The organism is Microbacterium sp. CJ77 (assembly GCF_002911615.1).
Taxonomy (GTDB): domain Bacteria; phylum Actinomycetota; class Actinomycetes; order Actinomycetales; family Microbacteriaceae; genus Microbacterium.
In genome coordinates, this window is sequence record NZ_PQBR01000004.1 from 63812 (window position 1) to 83230 (window position 19419).

Below are 19419 nucleotides of genomic sequence, written 5' to 3' on the forward strand. Positions count from 1 at the left end.
GTGACCGTATCGTTAGCTTTCCGCGGCGTTCGGGGAGCAGCGAACAGGTCTCGGCGAGCGGCGAACGGCAGTGGGGCCCGGGTCGTCGCGACGACCCGGGCCCCACTGCGATCGCGAGCGATCAGTCGGCCCGGCTCCTGCGGCGGCGACTGATCACGAGACCGGCCCCGCCGAGGCCGAGCAGCACGATCGCCGCGATGACGATCCCCGCGATGCCGGCCCCGCCCGTCTTCTCGAGATCCTCCGGGGGGACTCCCTCGAAGACGTTGGAGACGAGCGCGTGCGCGCCTTCGGCGGTGATGACGATGCCGACTCGGCTCGCGCCCTCCGACTCCTCGCCGCCCACGGTGACGGTGGTCGACTCGGCGCCGCGCGTCGAGGTCTCGGTCAGGGTGCACTCGGCGCCCTCGGGCAGCTCGGTCTCCCGATGCTGCTCGCCGGCCCGCATCTCGAAGCCGCGGCGGATCTCGTCGTCCATTCCGTTCGCGAGGCACACGAGCTCGAACTCGAAGACCGCGCTCCGCTGCTCCTCGCGCACCGCGTGCTCGTTGCTGCTGAGCACCGCCTTCTCGACGATCAGCTCGCCGAGCGTGTAGGTGTTCCGCAGCTGGAGGTGAGCCGCTCCCCCGCCGCTCTCGCGGATGAGGATCTCGGCCGAGAGGCCGTCGGTCGCGGGCATCACGCCGGGAGCGGGCTCGATGGAGCGGCCGCTCTCGCCGTGGGCGCCGACCTCGCCGGACTCCCGGGCGATGCAGTCCGCACCGATCGGGATGCCCGAGATCCGAACCGCGGTGCCGTCGCCCGGCACCAGCACGGTCGAGGAGTCGCCCAGGTCGAGCGGCACGCGCTCGGGGTCGGCGACGCCGCTCGGCACGGTGCAGGCGAGCTCCACGGGGAAGAGCTCGGGCGCGTTGCCGGCCCCCTCTCCCAGGACCTCCTTCGAGATCTCCAGCGAGCCGGTCTTCACCGTCACGCCGGCGCGCTGGGGCGCGGCGGGCAGGTTGACGCGGTTGCCGACGGTGTCCCAGGCGATGACGCCGTTCTGGTTCCAGGCGAACTGGGGCGTGGCGAACTGCTCGAGGGTCGGCTGCAGGCCCTCGGGCGCGTTCTGCACGACGCGGTTCACCGTCTCGAACTCGACCACGACGTTGCCGGCCGGCTGCAGCGGCTCGCTCGACATGTCGACGTTGACGCGGAAGCCCGCGATGTCGGCGATGTCGCCCGTGTAGCCGGCGAGCGGCACCCACACGTTCGCCGGGTTGGCGACGGCGTCGGAGCACTCGGGATCGGACACCCAGAGCGAGCTGCCCGGGGTGGGTCCCACGCAGGCCTGCGGGTTGGTGGTGACGTCGATGGTGTACGTCGCTCCGGCGGGCAGGCCGGAGAGGGTGAAGACGTCCGCCGGCGAGGTGCCGGCGAGCACCGGTCGGAAGGTGGAGGTGCGCGGCGCGCCTCCGGCGAGCATCTGGTCGCCCGGGCCCGGCATCATGTCGACGATGGTCATCCTCGACAGGGCGTTGGTGCCCGAGTTGATGTGCTCCAGCTTCCAGGTGTCCGTCGCGCCGACAGCGGTGTACGAGGCGCATGGGTTGCGCGTGTAGTCGCTGCCGATGGGCAGGTAGTTGCCGGGGGCGCACTCGGCACCCGTGCGCACGTCGAGCGCGCCGCTGACGAGGTGCTCGCCGAGCGTCTCGGCTGGCTCGCCGTTCACCGTCTTCACGGCGCCGATCACGGTGCCGGCGCGGGGCTGCACGAAGTTGGTGTTCGAGCACTCGCCCTCCTCGCCGGGCTGCCGCGGATCCTGACCGAAATCGGTCGGCTGCGTGCAGGTGGCGAGCGGCACGCCCGTCTCGACGACGACCTCGTTGGTCGCGCGCTCGCCCGTGGGCAGCGGCTGCAGGATGAGGCCGAGACCGATCGTCATGGTCTCGCCGGGCTCCATGCGGGAGCCGGCCGGCCACTCGAAGACGAGGTCCCGCCCATCGGTCGAGATGCTCACCCCGATCTCGGCGGGGTCGGCGGTCAGCCCGCTGACGCCGCTCGCACCGGGCGTGCTCGTGAAGGTCGGCTGCTCGCCGTCCCAGTTCAGCGTCTCCGGCATCGCGTCGGTGACCCGCGTGATCGGCAGGTAGCTGGTGCCGGTGTTGGTGAACTCCAGGCTCCAGGGCAGGCTCACGAGCGGATCGACCTGGTGCGTGCCCGTGTCGTTCGGCGCGCGCTTCACGACGCGGATCGCGTTCGTGCCGTCGGAGAAGTCGACCTCGGCGTCGGCGGCGTCCTCGGCGAGCGGCAGGTTCGGATTGACCGCCTCCGCGCGGCCGGTGTTCTCCTCGCTGTCGTCTCCCCAGTCGACCGCGACATCGTCGCGCAGCTGCACCGTGAAGGGCAGCGTCGCGGTGCCCCAGGAGGCGCTCCACGAGGCGGCGCCCGCCGGGAAGAGCCCGTTGCCGGTCGTCCGCGAGAAGGTCACCGCCACGCCCTCGATGTCTGCGAGGTCGCCGATGTATCCCTCGAACGGCACCCAGTCGCCACCGACGAGGATCTCGAACGCCGCCGCGTCGGCATCCGTCGGATGGGTCGGGGAGCCGAAGGAGACGAACCGGAAGCGATCCCAGAAGCCCGCCGTGTCGTCCTCGATGCGCAGCGTGCTGAGCGGCGCGGTCGAGCCGTCCGGGTCGGCCGTCAGCCGCACGTTCACCGGGGCGTCGGGATCGGTCTCGGTGATCGTCCGATCGCTCGTGCCGCCGTGATCCACCGCGATCTGCTTCTGCAGGTTCACGGAGATCTGCGCGCTGGTGAGCTCGACCACGGCATCGCCGGTGTCGGTCGGCATGTTGTCCGGGTTCACCACCGCGTCCCAGCCGCGCGAGATCGCCTCGTTCGGCACGCTGACGGAGCTGCCCAGGGTGCCGCCCTCGACGGGGTCCCCGCTCAGACGCTCGGTCTGGCGCAGCTGCACGTCGAGATGCACGACGAGGTTGTCGCCGGTGACGATGCGGTTGCCGTTGCGCGCGGGGTCGGTGCCGGAGTAGGTCACGGCGACGCCGATCGCGTCCGGCAGCGCCGCGACGAACGCCGCATCGGCGTCCCTCGCCTGCTGCAGGGTGAAGACCTGGGTCGTGCCGGTCGCGGTGCCGTCGTAGAGCCACAGCTCCACCGTGCTCTCGGCGGCGTCGATGTAGGCCGGCAGCGCCTCGAAGGAGACTCCCGTCAGGTTGAAGCGGTCGAAGTGGTTGCCGTCGGGCCCCGCGACCTCGGCCGCGAAGTCACGGCCTTCGAAGGGACTGCGATCCATGTCGAAGTCCGGAGCGGGGCTCAGCTGGTGCGTCGAGGTGTCGGTCACCCGGATCTTGCCGAGCTTCATCGCGCCTCGGGAGCCGGCCGGCATCGTCGACGAGTTGTAGGTCGTCAGCGTGTAGCGGGCCCGCGGGTAGTCCTCCTGGGCGAGCTCGCCCGGATTCGGGGCGACCATCTCGATGCTGCCGGCGGCGGGCGCCGCCGCATCGAGCGGGAGCGGGCGCACCTGCTTCGTGAGCGCGACGTTGGCGATGCCGTCGAGCAGCTGGATCGTGTCGTTCGCGGTCTCCGTCGCCGGGGCGCCGTCCTCGGGGGTCGCGGTGATGCCGAAGACGTTGTCGATGCAGCCCGCGGTGCCGCAGTTGAAGGTCGTGCCGCTCTCCTTCACCCACTTCACGGGATCGCTCGCGGGCCGCGCGGTCTCGCGCAGCTGCCAGTCCAGCCGGAAGGAACGGGTCTCGGCGGAGGCGGCGATGCCGCTGCCCACCGCCGGGGCGGTCAGGTCGCCGGCGTCGGCCGCCGCCTGCCGGGCCGCGGTGTTCTCCGCGAGCACCAGGCGCACGCCCAGGGTGCTCTGCTGCTGCGTCGCCGTCAGCGCATGGCCCGCGAAGCCGTCAGCGTTCATCCAGCCGCCCGCGGGGGCGGTCACCGAGGTCCAGCTCGCGCCGTCCCAGAGCTGGACGTCGGTCACGACGTCCCAGCGCAGCATGGGATCGACCGTGTTGTTCGAGCCGCCGGCCGCGAAGCGGATCGGGCGGATCTGCGTCAGGTTGAAGGCCTCGAAGACGGTGCCCGCACCCGTCGCCGTCGGAACGGCGGGATCCTGCAGCTGCACGGTCGCGTAGCCGCTCCGGGTCACGGCCCACTCCTGGATGGTCCAGGAGGAGGCGCCCGACTGCGAGACGAGCGAGTTGTGCGCCCAGTCCTTGTGCACCCACAGGCCGCCCGGGCCGGGACCGGTGCCGCCTTCGGTGCCGCGGATCCCGACGCTCTCGCGGTCGTCGTCCTCGCCGGTGACGACGCGGTCGTCGAGCCGGCCCTCGGCCTCGGCCGTGGCGACGTTCTCGTAGCGCACGGGGGTGTCGAAGGTGCCGCCGGTGGGCGCGCCGTCGCTGCGCAGCGCGCTGCGCGCGGTGAAGGCGATGTTCGGCTTCACGTAGCTGATCTGGGAGAAGCCGGCCGCGTTGGTGTAGACGAAGCGCAGGCCGGTGGCGCCGGCCGGCACCGCGATCGGGGTGTTCTCGTCCGGGTTGTCCGCGAGCGTCGTCCAGGTGACGCCGTCGGCTCCGAGCACCTCGATGCGCAGATCGGCCTGGACGACGGGGTCGTCGCCGTTCACCGGGCGGCTGATCGGGGGCAGGATCTCGGCCGCGTCGAAGGCGTCCCAGAAGGTGCCGGCCCCGCCGAAGACGTCCTCCACCACGATCTCGGTCGGCTTCGTGCGCCCGCCCGAGGTCTGCACGCGGGTGTCGAGCTGCACGACCACGCCCTGGCCGGGCAGCACCGTTCCCGGCCCGACCCGCTTGTCGATCGCCACGTCGATGCTGGGGGCGACCAGCGAGAGGTTCGCTCCCGCATTGTCCGTGTCGTCGTCGAGCCCGGTCTTCTCACCGGTCACGTCGATCGTGTTGCGGAAGGGGCCCGCCGTGCCGCCCGCGGCGACGAAGTCCTCGTCGGAGCTCGTGGCCAGCAGGTACCGGACCTCGCTGAAGGCGCCCGGCTCGATCGCGCCGACGAAGGCGAGCTCGAAGCCGGTGACGTCCGCGGGCGCCGCCGGCAGCGGATCGCCGGCCGCCACCGTGACGACCGTCGGGCCTCCGGGGTGCTGCCAGGTGAGCTCGGCGCTCGTCGCACCCGCGGGCCAGATCGCGGCCGGATCGCCGGCTGCGAAGCCCGCGAAGGAGAGCTCGTCGCCGAAGAAGCGGCTGTCGGATCCGGCGCCGGGCTCGGCGATGACGAGGCGGTCGAGGGTGGTGCTCTGCGGCACGCCGGCGTTGATCGCGCGCAGCACGACGCCCACCGTGTCGCCGGCGGTCACCCCGGTGAGGTTCGTGGTCTCGGAGCCGTCCGGAAGGGTGTGGAAGCGCTTCTGCGCCGAGACGTCGATGCGCTGCGGCCCGACCGCGAAGGGCGCCTCGGCGTCCTTCGAGACGGACGGCTGATCCGGCACCTCGACGGTCGCGCGCACGTCGTTCGAGATCGTGTAGCCCGCGGAGATCCCGGCGCCGGTCGAGCGGTGGGTCGCCCGCTGCAGGGCCGCGAAGCCCTGCGAGACCGAGGCGCCCGGGGGGACCGAGCCGGTGTAGCCGAGGCGCACACCGGCGATGTCTGCGTTGTCGAGCCCGCTGTTCCAAGCGGTCCAGTTCCAGCTCGCGCCGTCGAAGTGGTAGACCTCGACCGAGGCCGCGGTCGCGCCCGCGGGAAGGTTCGTCGTCGGGTCGCCGGCGAAGCCCGCGAAGTCGACGTAGTTGAAGGGGTTGGCGTCCGCGAGCGAGGTCGCGCCGTCCGGCGCGAGAGCGGGGTCGGCCGGATCCTGCAGCCGCAGCGCGCTCGCGGGCACGTTCGAGGCCTGCGTGGCGCCGATGGTCAGATTCGAGACCGCGCCGGGCTGATAGCCCTGCGAGGCGGGGGTCCAGGTCTTCGTCGGCGTCACGTCCACCGCGACGGGGTTGTCGACCGAGATGATCGCGGTGTCGGAGACGCTGAGCGGAGTGAGGCCGGCCATCGCGGAGAAGGTCGCCCGGTTGACGAGGTCGGTGCGCAGGATCGGATCGTTCGGCGAGAGGTCGCTCGGAACGGTGAGCACGTACTCGAGCACGCCCGTGTGGCGAGTCGACATGCCGAGCCCGCTGTCGTTGCCGGTGCCCGCCTGAACGGGGAGCGCGACGCCGACCGTGATGGTGAGGTCCTCGGAGCCGGATCCCAGCGTGCCGGACGCCGGAACCGCGGTCGACGGCCCGGCGGCGATGCCGGGCAGATCGAGGGTGATGCCCGTCGGCGATCCGCCGACGACCGCGGTGAGCTCGCTGATCCGCCATCCGGCGAACGCGGCGGGGAGCTCGTCGACGACGCGCACGGGCGCGTCCGCGTCCTCGTCGTTCACCCGGAACTCGACGCGGTAGACGACGGAGTCGCCGGGCCGCAGGTCGCGCTTGGCCTCCTGGCCGTCGACGGTCTTCACGAGCAGCAGCGATGCGCCCTCCATCGCGGAGGCGGAGACGATCCCGCTTCCGCTCGCGATCATCGCGGTTCCGAAGAGCAGCGCGGCGAGCCCGCCTGCCACCCACTTGCCGAAACCGCGCGCGACGCGCGCCGAGCGGCTTCCGCCCCGGTCTCGAATCACTCCCGAACGCAGTGCCATTCCCCGTTTCCTCCCCAGGATGCGGGCCCGACCTCGCGAGATCGGACCCTGAAATCTGTACCCGACTCCCGCACCGGGGTACTCCTTGGGGGGACTCAGTGCAGGAGTCGGGCACGCATAACACGGGGAAACGCCCGAATCGTGACGCGCGTTTGCGGAGATTTCTCGAAAAAACTTCGAGAGCACGCCCGAACGGCCGCGAGACGGGCCCCGATGTGCGGCAATCGGGGAAGTAATCGATACTAGGTGCGCGGGTCAGAATCGGGTGGCGTGGCGCGCGGCGTTGACTCTGGCATCGCGCGCTGACGGTCGCGAACGGGAACGGGCGGGCCGTTGCGGTGTGAGAGCGTGCGGGATCGCACGGCGAGGGGCTCGTGGCGACTGTCGGTGCGTGCTGTGACGCCCAGGGACCCCTGGGGAGGCCTATGCGGGCGCCAGCCCGGCGGCTGTAGCGACGCGGAGCTTGCGGAGGTTGTGGCAGATCGTGTGGAGTAGCCATTCGCCTTGGGCGCCGGCGAGTCCGCGTAGCCGGAGCTGTCCGGCGTTTTGCCGGGTCTTCATCTGCCCGAACGCGGGTTCAACGATGGCTTTGCGGCGCGCGTAGTCGGTGCGGCCCTGCTCGGTGCGCAGCGCGTGCGCCATCCGCTCCCGCCGGCTCGCGTCCTCTGGGGCCGGGTCCGGGGCGCCGGCGGTAGGGAAGCTCTCGCCGTGACGTTGCCGTCCCGTCGCGATCAACACCTGTGCGTCCAGATCGTCGGCGGCTTCGAGGTTGGCTTCCGAGCAGTAGCCCGCGTCAGCGAGGACGACCTCTGGGGAACGCTCGATTCCTGCCGCGTCGAGGTTCCGTAGGGTCTGCTCGGCCATCGGGACGAACTGCTGGATATCGGTGGCCTGCTGGGTGACCTCGGCGCTCAACACGATCTGGTGGCCCTCATCGACAACGGCCTGCGCGTTGAACGCGTAATCGAAGCCGCGGACCGTCTTCATCATCCGCGCCTCAGGATCGGTGAAATTGCGTTGCGCTTTCGGCTTCGGCGCCGCCGTGTCCACCGCAGTCGCGACGGCCGCGTCGGCCTGCTCAGGGGGCTGACCGGCGGCGTCGGCCTTCTTCCGCGCCACGGCTGCCGCCTTCTCGGCGGCGTCGGCCTCGATCGCGTCCTTCGCGGCACGTAGTTTTGCCAGGCGCCCCTCACGGCGGGCCAGCTCCGGGGCGACCTCGTCCCCGCGCCGGTCCTGGCCGAACTGCTGATCCTCGGCCTCATCGACCGCCTCCGCCTCGGCGAGCAGCGCAGCGACCTCGGCTTGGAGCTGATCGATCTTCGGCACGATCCGGTCATAGCTCATCGCCTTATGCCGCGACGCGTTCGCAGCCAGCTTCGTGCCATCCAGCGCGACCCGCCCCAACCGCACCAGCCCCGCCTCCGCGCAGACCCGCAGCACCTGCAGGAACAACCCCGGCAGGGCATCCAGGTGACGCCGACGAAACCGGGCCAGCGACCGGTAGTCGGGCGCCTGGTTGCCCGACAGCCACCGGAAGGCGATATCGCGCTTGCAGCGCCGCTCCAACTCACGAGACGAGGTCACGCCCGTCGCGTACGCGAACAGCAGCAGCTTCAACATCATCCGCGGGTCATACGGAGGCGCACCCGAGGCGGACGCGTACGACGCGTAGACCGGCGTCAGATCCAAGAGCTCTTCGACGACCTCGGAGATGAACCGGGCCTCATCATCCTCGTCCAGCCAGTCATCCAGACTCGGCGGGAGCAGGAAACACTGCCCCTGGTCATACCCACGGAACGTCTTGCCCGCACCCGCCGGTGCAGCCGATCCCGGCGCCCGCGCCTCACCCGGCTCGACCTCGAACAGACCCTCCAGGCTGGCAGTCACCGTCATGAATCGATTCTCCCAGCACCCCGCGCTATCCACCGGATTCACCCCGGCGCGTTAACGGAAGGATCTGACCCACGCACCTAGGACGACCAAGTTGGTGGATTGTTCATCGAGAGCCTGCTGAGCCGCGTCGGCTGCTGCCTGCGACTCTTCCATTCGCTGCGAAGCGAGCTGCTTGAGTCGATCGCGTTCGTCTCGCGCGACCGCGGCTTGATCGCTGAGCGACTGTGCCGCCCCGCGCGCGACGGTGGCATCAGCGAACGCATCGCGGTTTCGCTGCAGAAGTTTGTCAGCCCTGCCCAACCTGCTCAGCAGCTGGTCGGCGTCACCGGCATCGGAAAAGAACAATCGCAACGACGTGTCGTCGCCACCCGATCGATACATCTCCGCTGCAACGCGGCCCGCTCGTTCCGAGGCAGTCGCTGCGACGGCGGCCTGGGCATCGGCCTGGGACTGGAACTCATCCGCCCGCGCAACAGCAGCAAAGTACTCCTCCTCCGCGACGAAGAATTCTTGAGACGCTTCCTCTGCTGCTGCCTGCGTCCGTATGACGTTGGCGTTCAGTGTTGCGATGAACCCTTGAATGCGCGAGATCTCGGTGGCTTTCGCGGCTTCATTGTCGCGGGCGCGCTGCACATCGTCCCAGGACGGATACGTGGCAGCGAAGGCCGGAGCAGCCACCCCGAGCGACGCCGCGGCGAGCAGCCCGAGCGCGCCGATGCGCACGAAGCCCCGCCGCCCCAATGTGTGTCTGACGCCCGCATCGCGTCGCGGTCCTTCAAGTTTGCGTAGTTCTTCTGCGGATGGTGCACACCCGCAGTCGACAGCGGGAAGCGCCACCGGCGGAAGGTAGCGGGACATTGGACTCCTCGTGCGACGGGTGACGATAGCGGGAAACGTTCGCTACCCTTACACCGATCATCCAGCGCGCTTGTCCAGACACGCCGAGCAACTGCAGTTGGCGATACCTACCAGGTGTGGTTCACAGGAAAGTCTCGGATGCAGATCTTGTACTCTGTCCTGAAGTCATCACGATCACGTAACGAGCCCTGCGGCAGGAAGGCGCGAGTGAACATTCTTCGCGACGGCACACGCACGCAGGGCGCGACCCTCTGGCTCGTCACGCTCGTGTCGCTCTTCGTGCTCGCCCTTCTGGCGATGCATGCAGGGGGCGAGGGCGAGCACAACGTCGCAGGCTCGTCGGAAGTGTCCCTTTCGCAGAGCATTATGGAGAACCCGATATTGTCCTCCGTATCGGACGGTTCTTCTTCCGTTGCTGAACCCTGCGATTCAAATTGCTCATCCCACATGGGTGACCTGTTTGCGTGCATGGTTGTCGCGGTCTGCGCGTTCGTCGCTGCCTTAGGCCTCGGGCTCGCACGGGCGTCGCGGCGATTCTGGCTGTCGACACGTCTGGTTCCCCCTTCAGGGACGGGTTTCCGTGCGCGGGTGCTCCTTCACAGCGCACCAGATCTTCACGTCCTCTCGATCAGTCGGACCTGAGCACACCCGTTTTCGTCACGGTGCTCGTTACCGCCCCACGCCGCGTATTTTCAGGCGGCGTGGCGGCGTGAGTCAAGACCGGTCTGCCTCATGATCCTCGACCGTGTCACGAGTGATCCGCTACCTGGATCCTCTCGCTTTTCTTCCGCGCCGGTGCGCGCGACTTAGTCTCCTTCCGGAATCACAATGCCCTCATCGTCAGACCCGTCCATGCCCGCTACCTCGCCGACCCGCCGAAGCATCAGGGAGAGCGAAAAGGAGCGCCGGAGATTTTCGCCATCAGCGCTACCCCACCCTCCGCTCGCCGTGATGCGTCGTTCGTCGTTCCGGCGACAAATTGTGTCGGCGACCGCGATGTCGTCCGCGGTGGCGCTAGCGCTAAGTTTCGCTCTTCCCGCCAGCGGCGCCTCATTCCCGGCATCGGTGTCGAGCGACACGGTGGAAGCAAGTGGCTCCGACGGCGAGGCCCAATCGCTTGACCTCGACATCCAGGTGACAGGCGCACCCCTCGATCGGGGAACGTACGTCAGTGCGAGCGCGATCACGACGGGAGTGTATGCGCAGACAGCATCCACATTCGTCAACTACAGCGGCGCGATACAGTGGCCCTTTCTGACCGGAGTTCCGATCAGCAGCGGGTTCGGATGGCGCGAATCACCGTGCCCTGGTTGCCCGCAGGATCACAACGGGATCGATATGAACCCGGGCGCCGGCTCGGCGATCCAAGCGGTCGCCGATGGCGTCGTACGGGAAGCGTCAGCCAGCGACAGCAGCCAGTGGGGCGTGTACGCGATCATCGACCACGTCGTCGACGGGGAGAAAATCAGCAGCCTGTACGCACACATGGCAGTCGGGACGCTGGCTCTCCGGGCCGGTGATTCGGTCAGTGTCGGTGACCTCGTCGGCAAAGTCGGCGATACCGGACTGAGCGGAGGCCCCCACCTACACCTCGGTATGATGCGTGCCGACGGCACCTACATCGACCCCTACGCGTGGCTGTCGGCAAAGGTGAAGCCGTGAACGTCGGCGGGCTGATGTTCACGGCGGGCATTCCCAGCCCCTCCATCAGTTCTATCGATCTCGGCGTATTCGAGCTTCGCTTCTATGCGCTCTTCATCATTCTCGGGATTGCGATCGCCACGTGGCTGGCTTCTCGGCGCCTCGAACGACGAGGTGGCGCCCGCGGCGTTGTCGTCGACATCGCGCTGTGGGCAGTCCCTTTCGGAATCGCCGGTGGACGTGTTTACCATGTGATCACCCATCCCAACGACTACTTCTACCCGGGCGCTGATCTGTGGCGCGTGCTGTATGTCTGGGAGGGGGGACTCGCCATCTTCGGTGCCGTCCTCGTCGGGGGCGCTGCCGCGATGATCGGATGCCGCATTGCCGGAATCCGGTTCCTGTCCTTCGCCGACGCACTCGCACCGGCCATGCTCATCGCGCAAGCAGTAGGTCGGCTGGGGAACTACTTCAATCAAGAGCTCTACGGCTTTCCCACCACTCTCCCGTGGGGGCTTCAAATCGACCCGCAGAGCGCCGCTTTCCCGGAGGGTTTGCCGCCGGGCACGCTTTTTCACCCGCTCTTTCTGTACGAGATGTCGTGGAATCTCGCAGGCGCCGCGACCATCCTTCTTCTGGAGCGTCGCTATCGCCTGAGGTGGGGCAGGGCGCTCGGCGTCTACCTGCTCATCTACGGCACGGGCAGGGCATCGTTCGAATCCATTCGGATCGACCCCACCGAGCTCGAAATCTGGGGCGTCAAGATAAACGTACTGACGGCGCTCGTCGTGGCGATCGCCGGTGTGTTTCTCATCGTGATCCAAGCGGCCCGCCACCCGGAGCCCGAATTGAGTGTTTACCGAAAGGGGCGCTCACCGGAAACCGCTCCGAGCGACCACGAGGATGGCCACACCCTCGAGAGCGACGGAGAACCCCACCGCTCAGCCAGCGTAGCGTCCGACTCCGACCCTCGCGTGGCAGGCGACAACCACACCGGACCATGACCACACCGGTCCCGCTGGAGGCGGTGCGCCCGCGCCACGCGAAGTGGGCGCCCCGATATGCCTTCCCGCAGACTCTGGCTCTTGGCGCACTGGGGGGTTCTCTCACGACGCTCGCGTTCCCGCCCGTCGGGTCTTGGCCCTTCGCTCTCGTGGGCGTGGCGCTGCAGATCTGCGTTCTGACGGCACCACGGATGACCCGTGCGCTGGCGGGAGCCGCGGCGGGAGCGACATGTTTCTGGGGTATTCACATTGTCTGGTTGACGACCTATCTCGGTCCCGCACCCTGGGTAGCACTCGTCGCGCTACAGGTGCTCATGTCGGTGGCCGCCGCCGCAATCATGATCGCCGGGTGGCGGACGATTGAGGAGCGGATCCCGGGAGATATCTCCCGGATGGTGGTAGTCCCCGTGATGGTGGGAGCGGCATGGGTCGGGCGCGATTTCGTTACCGGGAACTGGCCGTATGGTGGCTTCGCCTGGGGCCGACTCGCCTACAGTCAGGTGGACGGGCCAATGCGCGACCTACTGCCGTGGGTCGGGGTTGCCGGAACCACTTTCGCTGCCGTCGTGATGAGCACGATGCTCGTGCAGGTGGCACGCTCGCGCAGAGTTGGGCACGCATCCGCTCCCCTCGTTCTTCTCGCCGCTCTCGTGGCCGTGCCCTCTTTCTCCTTCAACGAAACAGGAAGTATGCGAGTCGGCGCGGCGCAGGGCAACTCGGACGCCGGCATCTTTAACGCCAGTGCGCCGGGGAGAATCTTTGCGGATCATGTGCGTGCAACGCAATCGCTGTATGACGAAGATCTCGATCTTCTGGTGTGGCCCGAGAATTCTGTTGATGTTGACGTCGCGCGAACCGCCGAGGTTCAAGCCACGCTCGACGGCATCGCCGATCGGGTGAGCGCGCCTATCCTTTTCGGCACGCTCACGGTAGACGACGATCAGGTCTTCAACAGCGCACTCGTCTGGCGCGCGGGCGTGGGAGTAGTCGAACAATATGACAAGAGGTACCCGGTCCCTTTCGCCGAATACCTTCCGGACCGTGCAGCTTGGTCAAGCCTCCTGCCGTTCGTTCCGTCGCTGATTCCTGTCGATATGACCCCGGGAACGACAGCCGCCACCGTCCAGGTGAACGGCGTCCCGATCGGTCTGGCACTCTGCTTCGATATCGTCTCCGACCAACTCGTCCGGGAAACTATCGCTACGGGAGCCGAGATTCTGATCGTCCCGTCCAATAATGCTGACTTCGGGGATTCAGCTCAGGGTGAGCAGCAGCTCTCCATCGCGCGCGCCCGCGCGATGGAGACGGCTCGATCCGTGGCGAACGTGTCTACCGTGGGATCATCCGCGATCATCGGGCCCGACGGCGCAGAGATCGCCACGATGGCACCATTCACAAGCTCCGCCATGGTCGCCGAAGCGCCGCTATCCGACTCGGTCACTCCAGCGATGGCGGTAGCACCATGGTTCGACCGGCTCGGCGTGGGCGTCCTCGTTCTGCTATTCGCGGCGGGTGCGGTGGCTGGACTCTCGTCGAAGTCATCCCGCCGGAGCACGATTCCGCTGAGGCACTTATGATGCGTGACTCGCTACCACGATGCCTGCGCCGATTTGAAGGCGCCGTGAACGTGACGCACGTACCAAATGGCGAGGTCCGTACCGGCACGTGCGCCCGCGCTCGCCTAAAAGTGCGGTGTGCCCTGAACCGCCAGCGGCGCGGCCCGACTCGGTCGCACCAACTGTTCGTGTCGGCACATTTGATCGCCGAGGTGCAGCACTTGTCGCCGCAGCATGTTGGTGCTGCAAAACCCCCACAAGCGAGGAGGCCATATGGACACGCCGCGTAGAGAGCCCACCCAAGAAGAATTCCAGAAGCGTTTCCGCCGCCGCCGGATATATCTCCGCGCAGGTCAAGTGATCATGATCGGTGGAGCAGTGGTTGGCATCATCCACTGGCTTGCGCATTTGGAAGCTTTCGGGCCAGCTCAACCGGAAGGTTGGGTCGACCTCGCCGCAGGCTATCCTGCTGCCGCGCTGCTGGTGATCGTCGGGGCAATGGTGTCCAGCCGCAAACCGTCTTGAGGCCTCGGGCGCCGGGTCACTGTCCTTGCATCTGAAGGGTGCGCCTCACGCCTATGGGTGTCCATCCGCCGAACTCGCTTCGCGCGGCTCGCGGCTGAGCACACTGCGCCGCGTCTGCCGCGCGATACGCGGTTGGAGAGACGGAGGGGTGGGGCGATGTTGGCGCGCGGTGTCAGGCAGACCGCCGCCGTGCTTCCGCCTGGTGGGAATTCAGGACCGCACGAGTCGCGCGATGGCGTCGGTGGCTTCTTTGATCTTTATGTCTGCCTCGTCGCCGCCCGCGCGCGCGGCATTGAGGACGCAGTGCTTGAGATGATCGTCGAGAAGACCGACGGCGACGACCTGTAGCGCGCTGGTGAGAGCACTGATCTGCGTCAAGATGTCGATGCAGTACTTCTCGTCCTCGATCATCTTGTGCACACCCCGGGCTTGTCCCTCGATGCGCTTCAGCCGGTTGAGGTACTTGGACTTGTCGGTGATGTAGCCGTGCCCGGCGGGTTCGTGAGCGAATTCAGGCTCGTGAACGGGGTCTCGGGTGGTGTTCGACATGGCAGGGCCTCTCTAGCGGTTCAGGACGGCGCGGACGGATGCCTCGGGCTGCAGGTCGAGGCGCCGGAGGAGTTGGGCGTTGAGGGCGACGACGATCGTCGACAGCGACATCAGGATCGCGCCGACCGACATCGGCAGCACGAATCCGATCGGGGCGAGCACGCCGGCGGCGAGCGGGACCGAGAGCAGGTTGTAGCCAGCGGCCCACCAGAGATTCTGCTGCATCTTGCGGTAGCTCGCTCGCGACAGCTCAATGACCGATACCACCGAGCGCGGGTCGGAGCTGGCGAGGATGACTCCGGCGGAAGCGATCGCGACGTCGGTGCCGGCGCCGATGGCGACGCCGACGTCGGCCTGCGCTAGGGCGGGGGCATCGTTCACGCCATCGCCCACCATCGCGACCTTGCGTCCGCCGTGTTGCAGTTCGGCGACCTTGGCTGACTTGTCTTCGGGGCGGACGCCCGCGAAGTACCGGTCGATGCCGAGTTCGCCCGCGACCGTCCGCGCGACGGCATCTGCGTCACCGGTGATCATGACGACCTCGACCCCGAGGGCGTGCAGCGCCTCGACGGCTTCGCGCGATTCGGGGCGGATCTCGTCCGCGAGCCGCAGCCCGCCGATGACCGCGCCGTTCTGCATGACGTGCAGGATGATCGCGCCCTCATCTCGCCACGTGTCGGCGGCGGGGATTTCGGACGCCGCGGCCTCGGTGAGCAGTGCCGGCCCGCCGACCCGGATTTTGGTGCCCTCGACGGTCGCGGTGACGCCGACGGCGGGGGAGGAGTGGAAGCCGGATGCGCGCGGCACGGCGAGGCCCCGGTCCTGCGCGGCGCGGACGATCGCCTTCGCGAGCGGGTGCTCGCTGTCGGCCTCCGCCGCGGCCGCGAGGCGCAGAACGGTGTCGGGCTCGACATCCCCGACCGTCTGCACATCGGTGATAGTCGGCTCGCCCTTGGTGAGGGTGCCGGTCTTGTCGAAGAGCACGGCGTCAATCGTGCGCATGCTCTCGAGCGCCAGGCGGTCCTTGATGAGAACGCCCCCGCGCGCGGCGCGTTCGGTTGCGATCGAGACGACCAGGGGGATCGCGAGCCCGAGCGCGTGAGGGCACGCGATCACGAGCACCGTGATCGTGCGGACGACGGCAGCATCGGGGTTGCCGAGGAGGCTCCAGACGAGCGCGGTGATGACGGCGGAGCCGAGGGCGAACCAGAACAGCCATGCCGCGGCGCGGTCGGCGAGACGCTGTGCTCGCGATGACGAAGCCTGCGCCTCGGTGACGAGCCGTTGGATGCCGGCGAGGGTGGTGTCGTCACCCGTGGCGGTGATCTGCACGCGCAGCCCGGAATCGGTCGCGACGGTACCCGCCACGACCGGGTCGCCCACACCGCGCGACACAGTGCGGGATTCGCCCGTGACCATGGACTCGTCCATGTCGGCGCTGCCGTCGACGATGCGCCCGTCGGCGGGAACGCTGCCACCGGGGCGAACGATCACGACATCGTCAACCCTCAGGTCGGTGGGTGAGACGGTGATCACGTCGTCGCCCTCGACCCGTTCGGCCTCGTCGGGCAAGAGCGCTGCGAGCGAGTCGAGGGCCGAAGTGGTCTGGGCTAGCGACCGCATCTCGATCCAGTGCCCGAGGAGCATGATCACGATCAGCAGTGCCAGCTCCCACCAGAACTCGAGCTCGTGATCCAACAGTCCGAGGCTCGCGCCCCAGGAGGCGAGGAACGCGACAGTGATTGCGAGGGCGATCAGCAGCATCATGCCGGGTGTGCGGGCACGCAATTCGGCGACCGCACCGGTGAGGAACGGGCGCCCGCCCCACACATACATGACGGTACCCAGCGCGGGGGCGATGAATGCGGCGCCCGGGAAGTCGGGCAGCTGGTATCCGACGAGCATCGCAAACATGCTCGAGAACGCCACGACGGGTATGGCAATGATCAGGTTGATCCAGAACAGCCGACGAAATTGCGTTACGTGATCGGCGCCGTGGCCCGCATGTGCCCCGCTGTGTTCTGAGTGTGCGTCGTGCTCTGCCATCTGTCCGGTGTGCTGACCGTGCTCCCCGGGGTGCGTCCCCCCAGGGGCGTGGTCAGAGGTGTTTGAGGTCATGGGCCTTTCCTATCGACAACGTCGTCGCGATCATCGGGTGGAACAGAGTGAGCGAGCGATTCAGCGGGCTTCATCGAGCCCGCATGTCATATCCATACCCGAAACTCGTTCATCGACATGACAACTTCCCCTCCTGGGGGGTCGCCTTTGTTGGTATGGCGACAAGTTCACTGTATACCCCCATTGGGTATGGCGGCCGTGCGCGAGACGCTCTGGCTTGCTACGTACGTGTGACTTAGTACCGCAGCCCCCTACCGGTATGCAACCCCCTCCGTGGATGGGTATGCCCGTTGTAGCGTGCCGCTGGTCGGGCATCCGCCCGGCGGGAAAGGAGCAATGACGATGACCATTACGGGAGACATGCTGCGCACCCACCCGAAGGCCGATGCGAGCAATGCGCTGCTGACGTGTATCGAGGCGTGCGTGGAGTGCGCCCAGTCGTGTGCCGCGTGCGCTGACGCGTGCCTCAGCGAGGACATGGTCGCGGAGCTCACCGAATGCATCCGCAAGAACCTAGACTGCGCCGACGTCTGCGCCGCGACCGCTGCCGTACTGACCCGCCAGACGGGCAGCAACCCCGACACTATTCGTGCGGTCCTCGAGGCGTGCCGAGCCGCGTGCGCCGCTTGCGCGGAGGAGTGCGAGCAGCACGCCGAGATGCACGAGCACTGAAAGATCTGCGCAGAGGCGTGCCGCCACTGCGAGCAGGCCTGCGTCGAGATGCTCGCCGCCTGAGAGCGCGACCGATCGCGCCTCGACCGACGAGAGGCAATCGACGGTACGAATGAGTGAATGATTACGAATGAGTGAATGAGGAGATGATCCGTTTGTCGACGAATCAGAACAACGACCAACAGCGTGACCACAACGAGCACCAGACGGAGCAGAAGTCGCGGATGCAGATGCCGATGTATCTGCGATTCGCGGCGATGATCCTCACCGCGATGGTCGTCATGTATTGGGTGATGTTCGCCGGTTCGTGGGAGTGGGGCCACGTCCGCTTCAGCGAGAGTCGTGTGTTCATGGCGGTCACGATGGGCGGCACCATGGTGTTGGTCATGATCGCCTGGATGCTGAACATGTACAAGAACACGAAAGCGAACATCGCGATCGTCGCAGTCGGGGTTTTGCTGATCGGCGGCGGCATCGCTCTCGACCGCAGCCAGATCACGGTGGATGACACGGACTGGATGAGCGCAATGATCCCGCATCACTCGCTCGCCATCACCCGTTCCGAACGGGCGCAGATTCAGGATGTGCGCGTGTGCGAACTCGCGATCTCGATCAGCGAAGCTCAGCGAAACGAGATCCTCGAGATGGACTGGCTGATCAAGGACATCGAGGAGAACGGCATCGCCGCCACTGTCGCCGAGGCTGAGGCCCGCGAGGTACCCGAGTTCGATCGCGCCGCCGCGCGCCAGTGCCCCGCCGAGTAACTGGCGTAGGAGCCCGACGGGCATGTTACGCCGCATCGCCATCTGAGGCTGAAGCGGTGGTGCTTGCCTAGTCGGAGGAGAGAATGAAAGTCGAGGAACGACGCGATGCTGCCGGAGACTATGAACGTGCTGTCCGTCGTAGTCGGTGTCGCACTGATTCTCGTTGGCCTTCGTGACGTATTCCACACGCTGTTTCACCCCGCCGGCCGCGGAGGGGTGAGCACGTGGGTGATGCGCGGAACCTGGCGGGTATCCCGGTGGCCGAGGGGGAGCCCGTCACCGCTTGCCGGGCCGGTGGGAATCGTCCTGGTCATCGTCGTCTGGGCAGCGCTGCAGGTTTTCGGGTGGACACTGATCTATCTGCCTCAGATGCCGGACGGCTTCAGCTTTGCCCCGGGTATCAACCCGGACCGCTATCCCGATCTCTTCTCGTCGATCTACCTCTCCCTCGTCACGCTTGGGACCCTCGGCTACGGAGACGTCGTCGCGACCACCCCCGCGCTGCGAATACTTGCCCCGCTCCAAGCACTCACCGGCTTCATTCTCTTCACCGCCGCCGTATCGTGGATCATGCAGCTCTACCCCGCGCTGAACCGTCGCCGCACTACCACCTTGCGGACCCGGAGTCTCGTTGAAGGCGGGTTCGTGTCCCGCCTGGAACGCGACGAAGCGTACGAGACCGATGCGCTGGTGATGAACGAAATCGCCTCAGCCCTCGCGCAAACCCGCGTCGATCTCATGCAGAGCGCCGAAACCTACTACTTCGCCGAGAAGGATCGGTCCCTCGCGCTGCCCCAAGCGATGACCACCGGCTGGGGCATCGCGAAAACGGCCAAGAAGAGCCGCATCCCCATCGTGGTGGCCGCCGGAGAGGTGCTCACGGTCGCCGTTTCCGACCTCGCCACCCTGCTGCAGGACGAGTTCTTGCAGCAAGCCGGCGACGACATCCCCGCCATCATTGACGCAATAGCACGCGATCAAGGAGGAACCCGCTCCGCGGGCTGAAAGAAGGCACTTTCCTTGCCCCGCACGAGGCCCGAGCCCGTGGGAACGCCGTGAGAAAGATTGACGAAAGCTCAGGGCCTTCGCAGTACACGGCCGAAAGGTCAAGTCTCGCGGAATGACAGCGAAGCCGGCCTGTTGTGCACGTATGAAAGGTGTTCCTGCTTGGGTGTCGGCGA

12 protein-coding genes and 1 pseudogene are annotated in these 19419 nt (G+C 67.4%); 8 read left to right on the forward strand and 5 right to left on the reverse strand.

Features of this window, described 5'->3' with window-relative positions; translation table 11 throughout:
* Positions 1–121 precede the first annotated feature (121 nt).
* The 3 genes from C2868_RS00625 to C2868_RS00635 form a co-directional block, all read right to left on the reverse strand.
* Positions 122–6658, reverse strand: coding sequence for a DUF5979 domain-containing protein (locus tag C2868_RS00625; protein WP_100812053.1), 6537 nt, complete (start codon positions 6656–6658; stop codon positions 122–124).
* 423 nt (positions 6659–7081) lie between these two features.
* On the reverse strand, positions 7082–8524 hold the full coding sequence (locus C2868_RS00630; RefSeq protein WP_081766114.1) for an IS1182 family transposase: 1443 nt from the start codon (positions 8522–8524) through the stop codon (positions 7082–7084).
* 78 nt (positions 8525–8602) lie between these two features.
* Positions 8603–9274, reverse strand: a complete 672-nt coding sequence (locus tag C2868_RS00635) for a hypothetical protein (protein ID WP_100812052.1) — start codon at positions 9272–9274, stop codon at positions 8603–8605.
* Positions 9275–9616: 342 nt separating this feature from the next.
* Here C2868_RS00635 and C2868_RS00640 point away from each other — a divergent pair, with 342 nt between their 5' ends.
* The 5 genes from C2868_RS00640 to C2868_RS00660 all read left to right on the forward strand — a co-directional run bounded on the left by C2868_RS00640 (position 9617) and on the right by C2868_RS00660 (position 14135).
* Positions 9617–10051 (forward strand): hypothetical protein, encoded by a 435-nt coding sequence (locus C2868_RS00640; RefSeq protein WP_036295141.1) that lies wholly within the window; start codon positions 9617–9619, stop codon positions 10049–10051.
* A gap of 423 nt (positions 10052–10474) precedes the next feature.
* Entirely contained in the window at positions 10475–11071 is a 597-nt protein-coding gene (locus C2868_RS00645; protein WP_181003308.1) for a M23 family metallopeptidase, read from the forward strand.
* Entirely contained in the window at positions 11068–12054 is a 987-nt protein-coding gene (gene lgt / locus C2868_RS00650; protein WP_258034369.1) for a prolipoprotein diacylglyceryl transferase, read from the forward strand. Before C2868_RS00645 ends, lgt begins: the two co-directional genes overlap by 4 nt.
* On the forward strand, positions 12051–13631 hold the full coding sequence (gene lnt, locus C2868_RS00655; protein ID WP_051512906.1) for an apolipoprotein N-acyltransferase: 1581 nt from the start codon (positions 12051–12053) through the stop codon (positions 13629–13631). Before lgt ends, lnt begins: the two co-directional genes overlap by 4 nt.
* 252 nt (positions 13632–13883) lie before the next feature.
* The gene (locus C2868_RS00660; protein WP_081766122.1) at positions 13884–14135 is read left to right on the forward strand and encodes a hypothetical protein; all 252 of its coding nucleotides are present in this window, start codon (positions 13884–13886) and stop codon (positions 14133–14135) included.
* A gap of 210 nt (positions 14136–14345) precedes the next feature.
* On the opposite strand, the gene C2868_RS00665 is transcribed toward C2868_RS00660, so the two are convergent.
* Both C2868_RS00665 and C2868_RS00670 read right to left on the reverse strand, forming a co-directional pair.
* A complete protein-coding gene (locus C2868_RS00665) occupies positions 14346–14684 on the reverse strand; it encodes a metal-sensitive transcriptional regulator (RefSeq protein ID WP_036295147.1) in 339 nt (112 codons plus the stop codon).
* Between the two features lie 12 nt (positions 14685–14696).
* Positions 14697–16802: a heavy metal translocating P-type ATPase gene (locus C2868_RS00670; RefSeq protein ID WP_100812047.1), complete on the reverse strand. Its 2106-nt coding sequence runs from the start codon at positions 16800–16802 to the stop codon at positions 14697–14699.
* Positions 16803–17144: 342 nt separating this feature from the next.
* Between C2868_RS00670 and C2868_RS00675 the strand changes: the two are divergent.
* From C2868_RS00675 to C2868_RS00685, 3 genes and pseudogenes are all read left to right on the forward strand, one after another.
* Positions 17145–17537 (forward strand): annotated as a pseudogene (locus tag C2868_RS00675) (four-helix bundle copper-binding protein).
* An 83-nt stretch (positions 17538–17620) separates the two neighbouring features.
* A complete protein-coding gene (locus tag C2868_RS00680) occupies positions 17621–18238 on the forward strand; it encodes a DUF305 domain-containing protein (RefSeq protein WP_258034370.1) in 618 nt (205 codons plus the stop codon).
* A gap of 126 nt (positions 18239–18364) precedes the next feature.
* Complete coding sequence (locus C2868_RS00685; RefSeq protein WP_157813984.1) at positions 18365–19243, forward strand: potassium channel family protein; 879 nt, start codon at positions 18365–18367, stop codon at positions 19241–19243.
* Positions 19244–19419 lie beyond the last annotated feature (176 nt).